Origin of the sequence: Idiomarina loihiensis L2TR, from assembly GCF_000008465.1 — a bacterium.
Classification (GTDB): domain Bacteria; phylum Pseudomonadota; class Gammaproteobacteria; order Enterobacterales; family Alteromonadaceae; genus Idiomarina; species Idiomarina loihiensis.
This window is the reverse complement of sequence record NC_006512.1, coordinates 2,023,577-2,037,347: the sequence shown is the minus strand read 5'-3', so window position 1 is coordinate 2,037,347 and position 13,771 is coordinate 2,023,577. Positions and strand designations below refer to the sequence as shown.

Annotated in this window: 14 protein-coding genes, 2 tRNA genes and 3 rRNA genes; 18 read left to right on the top strand and 1 reads right to left on the bottom strand. The window is 48.6% G+C overall.

The window, feature by feature from the left end; genetic code table 11:
- Nucleotides 1-17 precede the first annotated feature (17 nt).
- The 13 genes from rpsH (at nt 18) to rplQ (ending at nt 6,914) form a co-directional block, all read left to right on the top strand.
- A complete protein-coding gene (gene rpsH / locus IL_RS09780; protein ID WP_011235133.1) occupies nt 18-410 on the top strand; it encodes a 30S ribosomal protein S8 in 393 nt (130 codons plus the stop codon).
- 14 nt (nt 411-424) lie between these two features.
- The gene (gene rplF / locus IL_RS09775; RefSeq protein ID WP_011235132.1) at nt 425-958 is read left to right on the top strand and encodes a 50S ribosomal protein L6; all 534 of its coding nucleotides are present in this window, start codon (nt 425-427) and stop codon (nt 956-958) included.
- Nucleotides 959-967: 9 nt separating this feature from the next.
- A complete protein-coding gene (rplR, locus tag IL_RS09770) occupies nt 968-1,321 on the top strand; it encodes a 50S ribosomal protein L18 (protein WP_011235131.1) in 354 nt (117 codons plus the stop codon).
- Nucleotides 1,322-1,330: 9 nt separating this feature from the next.
- On the top strand, nt 1,331-1,831 hold the full coding sequence (rpsE, locus tag IL_RS09765) for a 30S ribosomal protein S5 (RefSeq protein ID WP_011235130.1): 501 nt from the start codon (nt 1,331-1,333) through the stop codon (nt 1,829-1,831).
- A gap of 6 nt (nt 1,832-1,837) precedes the next feature.
- On the top strand, nt 1,838-2,020 hold the full coding sequence (gene rpmD, locus IL_RS13660) for a 50S ribosomal protein L30 (RefSeq protein ID WP_011235129.1): 183 nt from the start codon (nt 1,838-1,840) through the stop codon (nt 2,018-2,020).
- A 3-nt stretch (nt 2,021-2,023) separates the two neighbouring features.
- Nucleotides 2,024-2,458, top strand: coding sequence for a 50S ribosomal protein L15 (gene rplO, locus IL_RS09760; RefSeq protein ID WP_011235128.1), 435 nt, complete (start codon nt 2,024-2,026; stop codon nt 2,456-2,458).
- Between the two features lie 5 nt (nt 2,459-2,463).
- Complete coding sequence (secY, locus tag IL_RS09755; protein ID WP_011235127.1) at nt 2,464-3,792, top strand: preprotein translocase subunit SecY; 1,329 nt, start codon at nt 2,464-2,466, stop codon at nt 3,790-3,792.
- 24 nt (nt 3,793-3,816) lie between these two features.
- Nucleotides 3,817-3,930, top strand: coding sequence for a 50S ribosomal protein L36 (gene rpmJ / locus IL_RS13655; protein WP_006956433.1), 114 nt, complete (start codon nt 3,817-3,819; stop codon nt 3,928-3,930).
- Nucleotides 3,931-4,050: 120 nt separating this feature from the next.
- On the top strand, nt 4,051-4,407 hold the full coding sequence (gene rpsM, locus IL_RS09750) for a 30S ribosomal protein S13 (protein ID WP_011235126.1): 357 nt from the start codon (nt 4,051-4,053) through the stop codon (nt 4,405-4,407).
- A 12-nt stretch (nt 4,408-4,419) separates the two neighbouring features.
- Nucleotides 4,420-4,809: a 30S ribosomal protein S11 gene (gene rpsK / locus IL_RS09745; RefSeq protein ID WP_011235125.1), complete on the top strand. Its 390-nt coding sequence runs from the start codon at nt 4,420-4,422 to the stop codon at nt 4,807-4,809.
- A gap of 28 nt (nt 4,810-4,837) precedes the next feature.
- Nucleotides 4,838-5,458 (top strand): 30S ribosomal protein S4, encoded by a 621-nt coding sequence (rpsD, locus tag IL_RS09740; protein ID WP_011235124.1) that lies wholly within the window; start codon nt 4,838-4,840, stop codon nt 5,456-5,458.
- 25 nt (nt 5,459-5,483) lie between these two features.
- Entirely contained in the window at nt 5,484-6,473 is a 990-nt protein-coding gene (locus IL_RS09735; RefSeq protein WP_011235123.1) for a DNA-directed RNA polymerase subunit alpha, read from the top strand.
- Nucleotides 6,474-6,512: 39 nt separating this feature from the next.
- A complete protein-coding gene (rplQ, locus tag IL_RS09730) occupies nt 6,513-6,914 on the top strand; it encodes a 50S ribosomal protein L17 (RefSeq protein ID WP_011235122.1) in 402 nt (133 codons plus the stop codon).
- Nucleotides 6,915-6,990: 76 nt separating this feature from the next.
- Here the strand turns inward: rplQ and IL_RS09725 are convergent, their stop codons facing one another.
- The gene (locus IL_RS09725) at nt 6,991-7,773 is read right to left on the bottom strand and encodes a hypothetical protein (RefSeq protein WP_011235121.1); all 783 of its coding nucleotides are present in this window, start codon (nt 7,771-7,773) and stop codon (nt 6,991-6,993) included.
- A gap of 512 nt (nt 7,774-8,285) precedes the next feature.
- Here IL_RS09725 and IL_RS09720 point away from each other — a divergent pair.
- From IL_RS09720 to rrf, 5 genes are all read left to right on the top strand, one after another.
- A 16S ribosomal RNA gene (locus tag IL_RS09720) occupies nt 8,286-9,828 on the top strand.
- Nucleotides 9,829-9,948: 120 nt separating this feature from the next.
- Nucleotides 9,949-10,025 (top strand) — tRNA-Ile (locus IL_RS09715).
- A gap of 259 nt (nt 10,026-10,284) precedes the next feature.
- A tRNA-Ala gene (locus IL_RS09710) sits at nt 10,285-10,360 on the top strand.
- A gap of 223 nt (nt 10,361-10,583) precedes the next feature.
- Nucleotides 10,584-13,472 (top strand): 23S ribosomal RNA (locus IL_RS09705).
- 116 nt (nt 13,473-13,588) lie between these two features.
- A 5S ribosomal RNA gene (rrf, locus tag IL_RS09700) occupies nt 13,589-13,704 on the top strand.
- Together the 16S, 23S and 5S rRNA genes with 2 tRNA genes alongside form the textbook arrangement of a ribosomal RNA operon.
- Nucleotides 13,705-13,771: the final 67 nt, after the last annotated feature.

Below are 13,771 nucleotides of genomic sequence, written 5' to 3'. Positions count from 1 at the left end.
CACGGGAGAAAGCAAATATGAGCATGCAAGATCCAATTGCGGATATGTTCACACGCATTCGCAACGCTCAAGGTGCTAACAAAGTAACGGTTAAAATGCCGTCTTCTAAGCAGAAAGTGGCGATTGCTCAAGTTCTGAAAGAAGAAGGTTTTATTACTGGTTACAGTGCCGAGAGTACTGTTAAACCTGAGCTTGAAGTCGAATTGAAATATTTCGAAGGCAAGCCAGTAATTGAAACAATCGAGCGCGTTAGTCGGCCTGGTCTGCGTATCTATAAGAAACGCAACGAGTTGCCTAACGTAATGGGTGGCCTTGGCATCGCAGTAGTTTCGACGTCTAAAGGCCTGATGACTGATCGTGCCGCTCGCCAAGCTGGTCTTGGTGGCGAAATTATCGGTTACGTAGCGTAATTAGGAGGTAGGAAATGTCACGTGTTGCTAAAGCACCCATTGAAATTCCTGCTGGCGTTGAAGTTACGCTAAATGGCCAGGAAGTCACGATTAAAGGTGCCCAAGGCTCACTGAGTCGTGTTGTAAACGATGCAGTTGAACTGGTAAAAGATGAGAGTGAGTTACGTACTAACGCCCGTGAAGGTGTTGCTAACTCAACAGCTCAAGCTGGTACGGCTCGTGCATTGTTGCAAAACATGGTGGTCGGAGTCACTAAAGGATTCGAACGTAAGTTACAGTTGATAGGTGTTGGTTACCGTGCGCAAGCACAAGGTAAAAAACTAAACCTGACGCTAGGCTTTTCGCATCCTGTGGAGTTCGAGATTCCTGAAGGGATCACAATCGATACTCCGACTCAGACTGAAGTCGTCGTTAAAGGTGCAGATAAGCAGTTAGTTGGTCAAGTTGCCGCTAACATTCGTGCATACCGTAAACCCGAGCCTTACAAAGGCAAAGGTGTCCGTTATGCTGACGAGCAAGTGCGCCGTAAAGAAGCCAAGAAAAAGTAGGGTAATACGATGGACAATAAAGCAGCTCGCTTACGTCGTGCTACTCGCGCACGTAAACAAATTAAAGAGTTGGGTGCAAATCGCCTGGTCGTTCACCGTACACCACGGCATATTTACGCGCAGTTGATCGCACCTAACGGTTCTGAAGTGCTGGCAGCCGCATCGACTGCAGAGAAAAGTGTCCGCGAAGGGCTTAAATCTACAGGTAATGTAGACGCAGCCAAAGTCGTGGGCAAAACTATCGCTGAACGAGCGATTGAAAAAGGCGTTAAAAACGTGTCTTTCGATCGTAGTGGTTTTAAATACCACGGTCGCGTAGCCGCATTAGCGGACGCAGCTCGTGAAGCCGGACTTCAGTTCTAGGAGACGAACATGGCAAATGTAGAAGCTCAAACCGGTGAACTGATAGAGAAGTTGATCACAGTAAATCGTGTAGCAAAAGTGGTTAAAGGTGGTCGTATCTTTAGCTTCACTGCACTGACTGTGGTTGGCGACGGTAAAGGTAAAGTCGGTTTTGGTTATGGTAAAGCGCGTGAAGTACCCGCTGCTATTCAAAAAGCAATGGAAAAAGCACGTCGCAATATGGTTACCGTTCAACTGAAAGGCGACACTTTACAGCATCCTGTTAAAGGACGTCATTCAGGTTCACAGGTATACATGCAACCTGCTTCAGAAGGTACGGGTATCATCGCTGGTGGTGCAATGCGTGCGGTTCTGGAAGTTTCAGGTGTTCATAACGTGCTGTCAAAGGCATATGGTTCAACCAACCCAATCAACGTTGTTCGCGCGACTATCAAAGCGTTGAACGGCATGAAATCGCCGGAGCAAGTTGCGGCGAAGCGTGGATTGCGCGTTGACGAAATACTGGGGTAGTGAACAATGGCGAAAAAGACAATCAAAGTAACACAGACGCGTAGCTCTATCGGTCGTTTGCCGAAGCATAAAGCTACACTACGTGGCTTGGGTCTCCGCCGCATTGGTCACACAGTAGAGTTGGAAGACACTGCTGCAGTCCGCGGTATGGTGAACCGAGTTAATTACATGATTAAGGTGGAGGGATAAGCGATGGAACTTAATACACTTGCTCCCGCACCTGGTGCAAAAAGCAGCAAAAAGCGCGTTGGGCGTGGTATTGGTTCAGGTCTTGGAAAGACTGGCGGCCGTGGTCACAAAGGGCAGAAATCTCGCTCTGGTGGCTCAGTCAAGCCAGGTTTCGAAGGCGGACAAATGCCAATTCAACGTCGTCTGCCAAAATTTGGTTTTACTTCTCGCAAGGCTATGGTCACTGCAGAAGTAAACTTGGCAGAAATCGCGAAGGTTGACGGTGATACCGTTGAACTGGCGACTTTGAAAGCAGCAGGTCTCGTTCGTAAGAACGTACTACACGCTAAAGTCATCAAATCTGGTGAGTTAAGTCGTGCTGTGACTGTAAAAGGTCTTAAAGTCACCAAAGGCGCTCGCGAAGCTATTGAAGCTGCTGGCGGCAAAATCGAAGGATAGAGCAAATGGCTAAACCAGGATTGGAATCAAATCGAGCGCAAGGTGGCTTGTCGGAACTTAAGCGTCGCCTGCTGTTTGTGTTAGGAGCGATTATCGTTTTCCGAGCGGGCTCCTTTGTGCCTATTCCTGGTATTGATGCCGCTGTATTAGCTCAGCTATTCGAACAGCAGAAAGATACCATCGTTGCCATGTTTAACATGTTCAGCGGTGGTGCCTTAGAGCGTGCGTCAGTATTTGCATTAGGTATTATGCCGTATATTTCGGCTTCGATTATTATGCAGTTGGCTAGCGTGGTACATCCGCGTTTGGCCGAGCTTAAGAAAGAAGGTGAGTCTGGTCGTCGTAAGATTAACCAGTATACGCGGTGGGGTACTTTAATACTGGCAACGTTCCAGTCGATTGGTATAGCTACAGGCTTGCCAAATTTGATGCCAGGACTCGTAATAGACCCTGGCTTCGGCTTCTATTTCACTGCTGTAGTGAGCTTAGTCACAGGAACCATGTTCCTTATGTGGTTAGGTGAACAGATTACTGAGCGTGGTATTGGCAACGGTATCTCTATCCTGATCTTTGTGGGTATTGTTGCAGGATTACCTTCCGCTATCGGCCAAACGGCTGAACAAGCGCGTCAAGGTGACTTGCACCTGTTATTGTTGTTATTAATTGGGGTTGTGGTTTTAGCAGTAACTTATTTCGTTGTTTTTGTGGAGCGTGGTCAACGTCGTATCGTCGTTAATTATGCGAAGCGTCAACAAGGTCGTAAGGTATTTGCTGCGCAAAGCACGCACTTGCCATTGAAAGTTAATATGGCTGGTGTTATTCCACCAATTTTTGCGTCAAGTATTATTTTATTCCCGGGTACCATTGCCACTTGGTTTGGCTCTGGTGAAGGTATGGTTGCAGACTTTTTGCAGCAAGTATCGATGACATTGTCTCCCGGTCAGCCGTTATATGTGTTATTGTACGCGGCTGCGATAATCTTCTTCTGTTTCTTCTATACTGCGTTGGTATTTAACCCTCGCGAAACAGCTGACAACTTGAAGAAGTCGGGTGCGTTTATTCCGGGGATTCGCCCAGGTGAACAAACCTCAAGATACATCGATAAAGTAATGACGCGTTTGACATTAGCAGGCGCACTGTACATTACCTTTGTCTGTTTGGTTCCGGAGTTCATGATGATTGCATGGAATGTGCAATTCTACTTCGGCGGTACATCTTTATTGATTATCGTTGTTGTTATCATGGACTTTATGGCACAGGTTCAGACTCATATGATGTCGCATCAATATGACTCTGTCCTGAAAAAAGCCAATCTAAAAGGCTACGGCCGGTAAGATTGGGTAGAACGGAGAGTAGCAATGAAAGTTCGTGCTTCCGTGAAGAAAATCTGTCGTAACTGCAAAATCATCAAGCGTAACGGTGTAGTTCGCGTTATTTGCACTGATGCTAAGCATAAGCAACGACAAGGTTGATTCGAAGGAAAGGCTTGCGGCTTAGTCGCCGCAGCCTTTGAAGTATTTGCAATTCGGCAATCGGTTGAGTATCCTAACGGGCTTTTCAACTGAAGCCTACAAACTGAAGGAGACGTGTTAGTGGCCCGTATCGCTGGCATTAACGTTCCTGACAATAAGCATGCAGTCATAGCTTTGACTGCAATCTACGGTGTTGGCCGTACTCGTTCACAGCAGATTCTTGCTGCTACGGGTATCGCTGAAGACACCAAGATTGGTTCATTGTCAGAAGACAAACTGGACGCGCTTCGTGACGCTGTATCAAAGTTCGCCGTAGAAGGTGATCTGCGTCGTGAAGTATCTATGAACATTAAACGTTTGATGGACCTCGGGTGTTTCCGTGGACTTCGTCATCGTCGTAGCTTACCTCTACGTGGGCAGCGCACTAAAACAAATGCGCGCACTCGTAAAGGTCCGCGCAAACCAATCAAGAAATAGGGGGATTGAGTAATGGCTAAAACACCAACTCGCTCTCGAAAGCGCGTTAAAAAGCAGGTCGCCGATGGCATGGCTCATGTGCATGCATCTTTCAACAACACCATTATTACCATTACTGATCGCCAGGGTAACGCACTAGCGTGGGCTACTGCAGGTGGATCAGGGTTCCGTGGTTCACGGAAATCAACGCCGTTCGCAGCACAGGTTGCAGCAGAACGCGCAGGTGAAATGGCGAAGGAATACGGACTGAAAAACCTGGAAGTATTTGTGAATGGTCCAGGCCCAGGTCGTGAATCATCGATTCGTGCCCTGAACGCCGTTGGTTACAAAATCACAAATATTACCGATGTGACACCGATTCCTCACAACGGTTGTCGTCCGCCTAAGAAACGTCGCGTTTAAGGCGTGAATCGATAGTTGGAGAAAGATCATGGCTAGATATTTGGGTCCAAAGCTCAAGCTGAGCCGTCGCGAAGGAACAGATTTGTTCCTGAAGAGCGGCGTTCGCGCAATCGATTCTAAATGTAAGATCGAAACTGCACCAGGACAACACGGCGCGCGTCGCGGTCGTTTGTCAGATTACGGTGTTCAGTTGCGTGAGAAACAGAAAGTTCGTCGTATGTACGGCGTACTGGAAAAGCAATTTCGTAACTACTACAAAGAAGCTGCACGACTGAAAGGCAATACCGGTGAAAACCTGTTGCAGTTGCTGGAACAGCGCTTGGATAACGTAGTGTATCGCATGGGTTTTGCGTCAACACGCGCAGAAGCTCGTCAGCTGGTCAGTCACAAAGCAGTTGTTGTGAATGGTCAGGTAGTGAACATTCCATCGTTCAAGGTTCGTCCTGAAGATGTCGTTTCTGTTCGTGAAAAAGCGAAGAAACAGGCACGTATCGGAGCAGCACTGGAGCTTGCAGAACAACGCGAAAAGCCAGTCTGGATAGAAGTAGACAACAACAAATTGGAAGGTGCATTTAAACGTCTTCCAGAACGTAGCGACTTGTCTGCTGAAATTAACGAACAGTTGATCGTAGAGCTTTACTCTAAGTAAAGCTTAAGCATAGAGAGAGGACACAATGCAGGGTTCTGTTACCGAATTCCTAAAGCCGAGGTTAGTCGACATCGAGCAAATCAGCCCGACTCATGCCAAGGTGACACTGGAGCCTCTGGAACGCGGCTTTGGTTATACACTAGGTAATGCGTTACGTCGCATTTTACTGTCGTCAATGCCAGGCTGTGCAGTGACTGAGGTTGAAATCGATGGCGTGCTGCACGAATACAGCAGCAAAGAGGGCGTTCAGGAAGATGTCATTGAAGTTTTATTAAACCTGAAAGGGCTGGCAGTCAGCGTTGAAGGTAAAGATGAAGCAACTCTGACTTTGAATAAATCCGGAGCAGGTCCTGTAACAGCAGGCGATTTCACCCACGATGGTGATGTTGAAATCGTTAATCCTGAGCACGTTATCTGTCATCTGACAGGCGACTATGAACTTGTTATGCGAGTGAAAGTCGAACGTGGTCGTGGTTACGTGCCTGCGGCATCTCGTCAGTCCGCTGATGATGATGAACGTCCAATCGGTCGTCTTTTAGTCGACGCGTCGTTCAGCCCGGTAGAACGCATTGCATATTCTGTAGATGCGGCTCGTGTTGAACAGCGCACTGACTTAGACAAGCTGGTTATCGAAATGGAAACCAATGGTACATTGGATCCAGAAGAAGCTATCCGCCGTGCAGCAACAATTTTAGCTGAACAGTTGGATGCCTTCGTAGAACTTCGTGATATCAGTGAACCGGAAGAAAAAGAAGAGAAGCCGGAGTTCGATCCGATCCTTCTGCGTCCGGTAGACGACTTGGAATTGACTGTTCGATCTGCGAACTGCTTGAAAGCAGAAGCGATTCAGTACATTGGTGACTTAGTACAACGCACTGAGGTCGAGTTATTGAAAACTCCGAACTTGGGTAAGAAGTCGTTGACTGAAATCAAAGACGTGTTGGCTTCACGTGGTTTGTCTCTAGGCATGCGCCTTGAGAACTGGCCACCAGCCAGCTTAATTGACAACGACTAAGGTCACCTTAGTAATAGATTTACTGAGAAGGGTATAGGTATGCGCCATCGTAAGAGTGGTCGTCAACTAAATCGAAACAGCAGCCATCGTCAGGCAATGTTCCGCAACATGGCAAGCTCTTTAGTGCGTCATGAGATCATCAAGACGACTTTGCCAAAGGCAAAAGAGTTACGTCGCGTTGTTGAGCCGTTGATCACAATGGCAAAACAAGACAGCGTAGCAAATCGTCGTCTGGCGTTCGCACGCACACGTGACAAAGAGGTTGTTGGCAAGCTGTTTAATGAATTAGGCCCGCGTTATGAAGAACGCCCAGGTGGTTACACTCGCATTATGAAGTGTGGCTTCCGTACAGGTGATAACGCACCAATGGCTTACATTGAATTAGTTGGTCGCCCAGAAGTTGAAGAAGTTGAAGAAGTAGCTGAAGAAGCTGCGGAGTAAACCGCTTCGGAAAGTTAAAAAGCCGGCTGAAGTACAGCCGGCTTTTTTGTGTCTAAAACCAAGTGGTAATAACTAATTAGAGTCTTTCGTTGAAAATCTTAGCGAAGGTTTCCTTTTCCAGATAACCTTCCTTTACTAACCATTCAAGTTCCTTGCGGCTAACTCCCGACTCTTTCGCTTCCAGAGTTAAAATTCTCCAATCTTCTTTGCTAATTTCGTATGTGCCCTCTTCATCATCTGAACCAACAAAAAAGTCCTTCATAACGGCAATTAAAGCTGTTGCTGTCTCCGGTAAAGCCTTTATCGACTTAGTCAATGAAGAAAAAATTGAACTAGGTGCTTCCTGCGCTGCGGTTCTCAAAACAGACTCAGTAAAATCAGGATGGGACGCGACAGCTTTGCGTATAATAGTTTCAGCCCGATCAGGTTGACGTTGCAAAGCAATAGTAATGATATCATCAATATAAGCGGGCTCGGTTTGAATAGCTGCCTCAACAATGGCATTACATAAATCTGGATAACGAGCTATAGCAATGTCGACGACAGTATAAGTAACTGCAGGCTCCGCTTGCATGGCGGCTATTACAATGGCGGTTACTCTACTCTCTCTGGTATCAAAAGCGGCATTAACGATATAGGCAGCATGTTCTGGGTAGTTATTAATCAGAATGCGTACAGTTCGCATAATAGAGAAGTTTTTATTGAGGTGACTTTCGATAATACTTCGGTAAGTATCTTGTAAAGTGGAAGACGAATTTTGGAGGCTGCCATCAAAAGTAGCAGCATGACTCGTTCGTATGGCGCTTGAACTAAGAGTTGCAACAAGCAAACAGGTAAAAGTTATTGATTTCCAGCGCATAAGATTTAAGCCCTTTATGTAATTCCAACTTATTAGAGTGATTCAATATAACAACAGTTCAAGGTAATCACAAAAAAACAACAAAATAGAATTAAAAACGAGCAAATCTAAGGGTTTTAGTTACAGCTGGTTGTTTTTTGTTCGGTTAAACTTTTTGATCGAAAAAGATCTTGCAAGGCTCAGAGAGATCACTATAATTCGCCGCCGTTGTCATGAGTTATCTGCAAAGTGTATTTGCAATAAATTCGGACAACGGCGTTTTGTTTTAACCGGGCTGAAAAAGCTGAAAAAAATGGGTTGACGAAACGAAAGGGACGTGTAGAATACGCCTCCCTGCTTCGAAAGAAGCAACGCTCTTTAACAATTATATCAAGCCAAGCAAACTGTGTGGGCACTTGCAGAAGTTAAGCAAAACGAAATATTTGTATTGCAACTTTTGAATGAGTGTTCAGCAAGGTTTCGCAAGAAACCGAGCAAAAACGCGTAATTCATTGAGTTGATTGAACTACTTTTAATTGAAGAGTTTGATCATGGCTCAGATTGAACGCTGGCGGCAGGCCTAACACATGCAAGTCGAGCGGTAACAGAGAGAAGCTTGCTTCTCTGCTGACGAGCGGCGGACGGGTGAGTAATACTTGGGAATTTGCCTTTAGGCGGGGGACAACCACGGGAAACTGTGGCTAATACCGCATAATGTCTACGGACCAAAGTGGGGGACCTTCGGGCCTCACACCTAAAGATGAGCCCAAGCGGGATTAGCTAGTTGGTGGGGTAAAGGCTCACCAAGGCGACGATCCCTAGCTGTTCTGAGAGGATGATCAGCCACACTGGGACTGAGACACGGCCCAGACTCCTACGGGAGGCAGCAGTGGGGAATATTGCACAATGGGGGAAACCCTGATGCAGCCATGCCGCGTGTGTGAAGAAGGCCTTCGGGTTGTAAAGCACTTTCAGCGACGAGGAAGGGTGTTGTGTTAATAGCGCAGCACATTGACGTTAGTCGCAGAAGAAGCACCGGCTAACTCCGTGCCAGCAGCCGCGGTAATACGGAGGGTGCAAGCGTTAATCGGAATTACTGGGCGTAAAGCGTACGTAGGCGGCGTGTTAAGCAAGATGTGAAAGCCCCGGGCTCAACCTGGGAATTGCATTTTGAACTGGCATGCTAGAGTCCTGAAGAGGGTGGTAGAATTTCCAGTGTAGCGGTGAAATGCGTAGATATTGGAAGGAATACCGGTGGCGAAGGCGGCCACCTGGTCAGAGACTGACGCTGAGGTACGAAAGCGTGGGGAGCAAACAGGATTAGATACCCTGGTAGTCCACGCCGTAAACGATGTCAACTAGTTGTTCGTGTCATTAAGACGTGAGTAACGCAGCTAACGCACTAAGTTGACCGCCTGGGGAGTACGGCCGCAAGGTTAAAACTCAAATGAATTGACGGGGGCCCGCACAAGCGGTGGAGCATGTGGTTTAATTCGATGCAACGCGAAGAACCTTACCATCCCTTGACATCCAGTGAATTTTTCAGAGATGAATTAGTGCCTTCGGGAACACTGAGACAGGTGCTGCATGGCTGTCGTCAGCTCGTGTTGTGAGATGTTGGGTTAAGTCCCGCAACGAGCGCAACCCTTATCCTTAGTTGCCAGCACGTAAAGGTGGGAACTCTGGGGAGACTGCCGGTGATAAACCGGAGGAAGGTGGGGACGACGTCAAGTCATCATGGCCCTTACGGGATGGGCTACACACGTGCTACAATGGCGCATACAAAGGGCAGCAAGCCAGCGATGGTTAGCGAATCTCATAAAGTGCGTCGTAGTCCGGATCGGAGTCTGCAACTCGACTCCGTGAAGTCGGAATCGCTAGTAATCGTGGATCAGAATGCCACGGTGAATACGTTCCCGGGCCTTGTACACACCGCCCGTCACACCATGGGAGTGGGCTGCACCAGAAGTGGTTAGTTTAACCTTCGGGAGAACGATCACCACGGTGTGGTTCATGACTGGGGTGAAGTCGTAACAAGGTAGCCGTAGGGGAACCTGCGGCTGGATCACCTCCTTACAAAACAGCTTATCTTTTGTGTACACAAAAAATTGCGTCCTGCATTTTTTGTCTACCTCACATCCGTGTGAGTAAGTGTCCACACAGTTTGCAGGCTTGATATAGACAGAGAAGAAAACTGGGTCTGTAGCTCAGCTGGTTAGAGCGCACCCCTGATAAGGGTGAGGTCGGCAGTTCAAGTCTGCCCAGACCCACCATTTCTGCGGTTATGCTGCGTTGTTCGGGTACTCGCATACTGATGTATGCTTTGCACCCTCTCGCCTTGCCTAACCTTGAAATTCCCTTGTCAGGGCTGCCGCGATGTTGAGAAGAGGGTTTTCCCCGATGTCAGCACGCGCAGCATGAAGCTTTGAGAGCAAGGCGCACGTTGAATGATTGAAGGAGCATACCTCGATGGTATGTGACTGATTGAACGAATCGCGCAACGCCGCTATCGAAGCTTCAGGCAAGCATTCTGGGGCCATAGCTCAGCTGGGAGAGCGCCTGCCTTGCACGCAGGAGGTCAGCGGTTCGATCCCGCTTGGCTCCACCATTTCTTCTCTTCGTAACCGTTAGCGTTAAGCACTCTTTAATAAGAATGTTTACCGGTAACTTAGTGTTACGTGCTCTTTAACAACATGAAAAGCTGATTGTAATATTAAAAGTAAGAAATGCCACTCTACTTGAACAAACTGATTTGGTAGAGGCGTATCGAACTTGTGTACAGCGAGAACAAACAATCTTGGTCACGTATGCCAGACACCTTCGGGTTGTATGGTTAAGTGACTAAGCGTACACGGTGGATGCCTAGGCAGTTGGAGGCGATGAAGGACGTACTAACTTGCGATAAGCCATGATAAGCCAGTAAGAGGCACTTGAGTCATGGATTTCCGAATGGGGAAACCCACTCTGTTCACAGAGTATCCGGCACTGAATCAATAGGTGCCAGGAAGCGAACCCGGAGAACTGAAACATCTAAGTACCCGGAGGAAAAGAAATCAACCGAGATTTCCCCAGTAGCGGCGAGCGAACGGGAAGCAGCCCTTAAGCTTAACTTGTGCTAACAGAATCCGATGGGAAGCGGAGCCACAGACGGTGAGAGCCCGGTATGTGAAGGTGCATGATAAGTGAAATCGAGTAGGTCGGGACACGTGATATCCTGACTGAATATGGGGGGACCATCCTCCAAGGCTAAATACTCCCAACTGACCGATAGTGAACCAGTACCGTGAGGGAAAGGCGAAAAGAACCCCGGCGAGGGGAGTGAAACAGAACCTGAAACCGTGTACGTACAAGCAGTAGGAGCGGGTTCGTCCCGTGACTGCGTACCTTTTGTATAATGGGTCAGCGACTTATATTCTGTAGCAAGGTTAACCGTATAGGGAAGCCGTAGGGAAACCGAGTCTTAACTGGGCGTTGAGTTGCAGGGTATAGACCCGAAACCGGGCGATCTAACCATGAGCAGGTTGAAGATTGAGTAACATCAATTGGAGGACCGAACCCACTTATGTTGAAAAATGAGGGGATGACTTGTGGCTAGGAGTGAAAGGCTAATCAAGCCCGGAGATAGCTGGTTCTCCCCGAAATCTATTTAGGTAGAGCCTCGGACGAATACCATTGGGGGTAGAGCACTGTTTGGGCTAGGGGGTCATCCCGACTTACCAACCCCATGCAAACTCCGAATACCAATGAGTACTATCCGGGAGACACACGGCGGGTGCTAACGTCCGTCGTGAAGAGGGAAACAACCCAGACCGCCAGCTAAGGTCCCGAAGTTATGGCTCAGTGGGAAACGATGTGGGAAGGCAGAGACAGCTAGGAGGTTGGCTTAGAAGCAGCCATCCTTTAAAGAAAGCGTAATAGCTCACTAGTCGAGTCGGCCTGCGCGGAAGATGTAACGGGGCTAAGCCATACACCGAAGCTGCGGCTGCATACTTAGGTATGCGGGGTAGGGGAGCGTTCTGTAAGTGGGCGAAGGTGGTTCGAGAGGACTGCTGGACATATCAGAAGTGCGAATGCTGACATGAGTAACGATAATGGGAGTGAAAAACTCCCACGCCGGAAGACCAAGGTTTCCTATCCCATGCTAATCAGGGTAGGGTAAGTCGGCCCCTAAGGCGAGGCGGAAACGCGTAGTCGATGGAAAACAGGTCAATATTCCTGTACCGATGTTCATTGCGATGGGGGGACGGAGAAGGCTAGGTGAGCCGGGCGTTGGTAGTCCCGGTGAAAGTGCGTAGGCTGAGGACTTAGGTAAATCCGGGTCCTTAAGGCCGAGACACGAGACGAGTACCCACGGGTGCGAAGTCATTGATGCCATGCTTCCGGGAAAAGCCTCTAAGCTTCAGATGAACATTGACCGTACCCCAAACCGACACAGGTGGTCAGGTAGAGAATACTAAGGCGCTTGAGAGAACTCGGGTGAAGGAACTAGGCAAAATAGTACCGTAACTTCGGGAGAAGGTACGCCACTGGTGGTGATTGACTTCGCGTCATGAGCTGCTGGTGGTCGCAGTGACCAGGTGGCTGGGACTGTTTATTAAAAACACAGCACTGTGCTAACACGAAAGTGGACGTATACGGTGTGACACCTGCCCGGTGCCGGAAGGTTAATTGATGGGGTTAGTTTTCGGACGAAGCTCTTGATCGAAGCCCCGGTAAACGGCGGCCGTAACTATAACGGTCCTAAGGTAGCGAAATTCCTTGTCGGGTAAGTTCCGACCTGCACGAATGGTGTAACCATGGCCACGCTGTCTCCACCCGAGACTCAGTGAAATTGAAATCGCAGTGAAGATGCTGTGTACCCGCGGCTAGACGGAAAGACCCCGTGAACCTTTACTACAGCTTGGCACTGAACATTGAACCTACATGTGTAGGATAGGTGGGAGGCTTTGAAGCGTTGGCGCTAGTTGACGTGGAGCCATCCTTGAAATACCACCCTTGTATGTTTGATGTTCTAACATAGGCCCCTTATCGGGGTTGTGGACAGTGCCTGGTGGGTAGTTTGACTGGGGCGGTCTCCTCCCAAAGAGTAACGGAGGAGCACGAAGGTTGGCTAAGTACGGTCGGACATCGTACGGTTAGTGCAATGGCAGAAGCCAGCTTAACTGCGAGACAGACACGTCGAGCAGATACGAAAGTAGGTCATAGTGATCCGGTGGTTCTGAATGGAAGGGCCATCGCTCAACGGATAAAAGGTACTCCGGGGATAACAGGCTGATACCGCCCAAGAGTTCATATCGACGGCGGTGTTTGGCACCTCGATGTCGGCTCATCACATCCTGGGGCTGAAGTCGGTCCCAAGGGTATGGCTGTTCGCCATTTAAAGTGGTACGCGAGCTGGGTTTAGAACGTCGTGAGACAGTTCGGTCCCTATCTGCCGTGGGCGTTTGAGAGTTGAGAGGAGCTGCTCCTAGTACGAGAGGACCGGAGTGGACGAACCTCTGGTGTTCGGGTTGTCACGCCAGTGGCATTGCCCGGTAGCTACGTTCGGAATCGATAACCGCTGAAAGCATCTAAGCGGGAAGCGAGCCTCAAGATAAGCTGTCACTAGCACTTAGAGTGCTCTGAAGGGTTGTTGGAGACTACAACGTTGATAGGCGGGGTGTGGAAGCGTAGTAATGCGTTGAGCTAACCCGTACTAATTGCCCGTGAGACTTAACCATACAACACCCAAGGTGTTTGGGACGTTACGCACAAGCGAGCGACTTTACCGAATTAGAGCAAATAGAGTGGCGTTATTAAGACGACAGTCAGTTTTTACATGTTGTGACAGTTTATGTCTGGCGGCCATAGCGGTGTGGCACCACCTGAATCCATTCCGAACTCAGAAGTGAAACACACCAGCGCCGATGGTAGTGTGGGGTCTCCCCATGCGAGAGTAGGTCACCGCCAGACTTTTATTCTAAGAAGCCCTCAGCTCACGCTGGGGGCTTTTTTTATGTCTGCTGGGTAGCCTGTGACG

What these genes read in the sequence shown, in the direction of transcription:
- rplO (WP_011235128.1), top strand. Translation starts at nt 2,024, where the DNA reads ATGGAACTTAATACACTTGCTCCCGCACCTGGTGCAAAAAGCAGCAAA.
- rplR (WP_011235131.1), top strand. Translation starts at nt 968, where the DNA reads ATGGACAATAAAGCAGCTCGCTTACGTCGTGCTACTCGCGCACGTAAA.
- rpmD (WP_011235129.1), top strand. Translation starts at nt 1,838, where the DNA reads ATGGCGAAAAAGACAATCAAAGTAACACAGACGCGTAGCTCTATCGGT.
- rpsD (WP_011235124.1), top strand. Translation starts at nt 4,838, where the DNA reads ATGGCTAGATATTTGGGTCCAAAGCTCAAGCTGAGCCGTCGCGAAGGA.
- rplQ (WP_011235122.1), top strand. Translation starts at nt 6,513, where the DNA reads ATGCGCCATCGTAAGAGTGGTCGTCAACTAAATCGAAACAGCAGCCAT.
- rplF (WP_011235132.1), top strand. Translation starts at nt 425, where the DNA reads ATGTCACGTGTTGCTAAAGCACCCATTGAAATTCCTGCTGGCGTTGAA.
- secY (WP_011235127.1), top strand. Translation starts at nt 2,464, where the DNA reads ATGGCTAAACCAGGATTGGAATCAAATCGAGCGCAAGGTGGCTTGTCG.
- rpsK (WP_011235125.1), top strand. Translation starts at nt 4,420, where the DNA reads ATGGCTAAAACACCAACTCGCTCTCGAAAGCGCGTTAAAAAGCAGGTC.
- rpmJ (WP_006956433.1), top strand. Translation starts at nt 3,817, where the DNA reads ATGAAAGTTCGTGCTTCCGTGAAGAAAATCTGTCGTAACTGCAAAATC.
- rpsE (WP_011235130.1), top strand. Translation starts at nt 1,331, where the DNA reads ATGGCAAATGTAGAAGCTCAAACCGGTGAACTGATAGAGAAGTTGATC.
- rpsH (WP_011235133.1), top strand. Translation starts at nt 18, where the DNA reads ATGAGCATGCAAGATCCAATTGCGGATATGTTCACACGCATTCGCAAC.
- IL_RS09725 (WP_011235121.1), bottom strand. Translation starts at nt 7,773, where the DNA reads ATGCGCTGGAAATCAATAACTTTTACCTGTTTGCTTGTTGCAACTCTT.
- IL_RS09735 (WP_011235123.1), top strand. Translation starts at nt 5,484, where the DNA reads ATGCAGGGTTCTGTTACCGAATTCCTAAAGCCGAGGTTAGTCGACATC.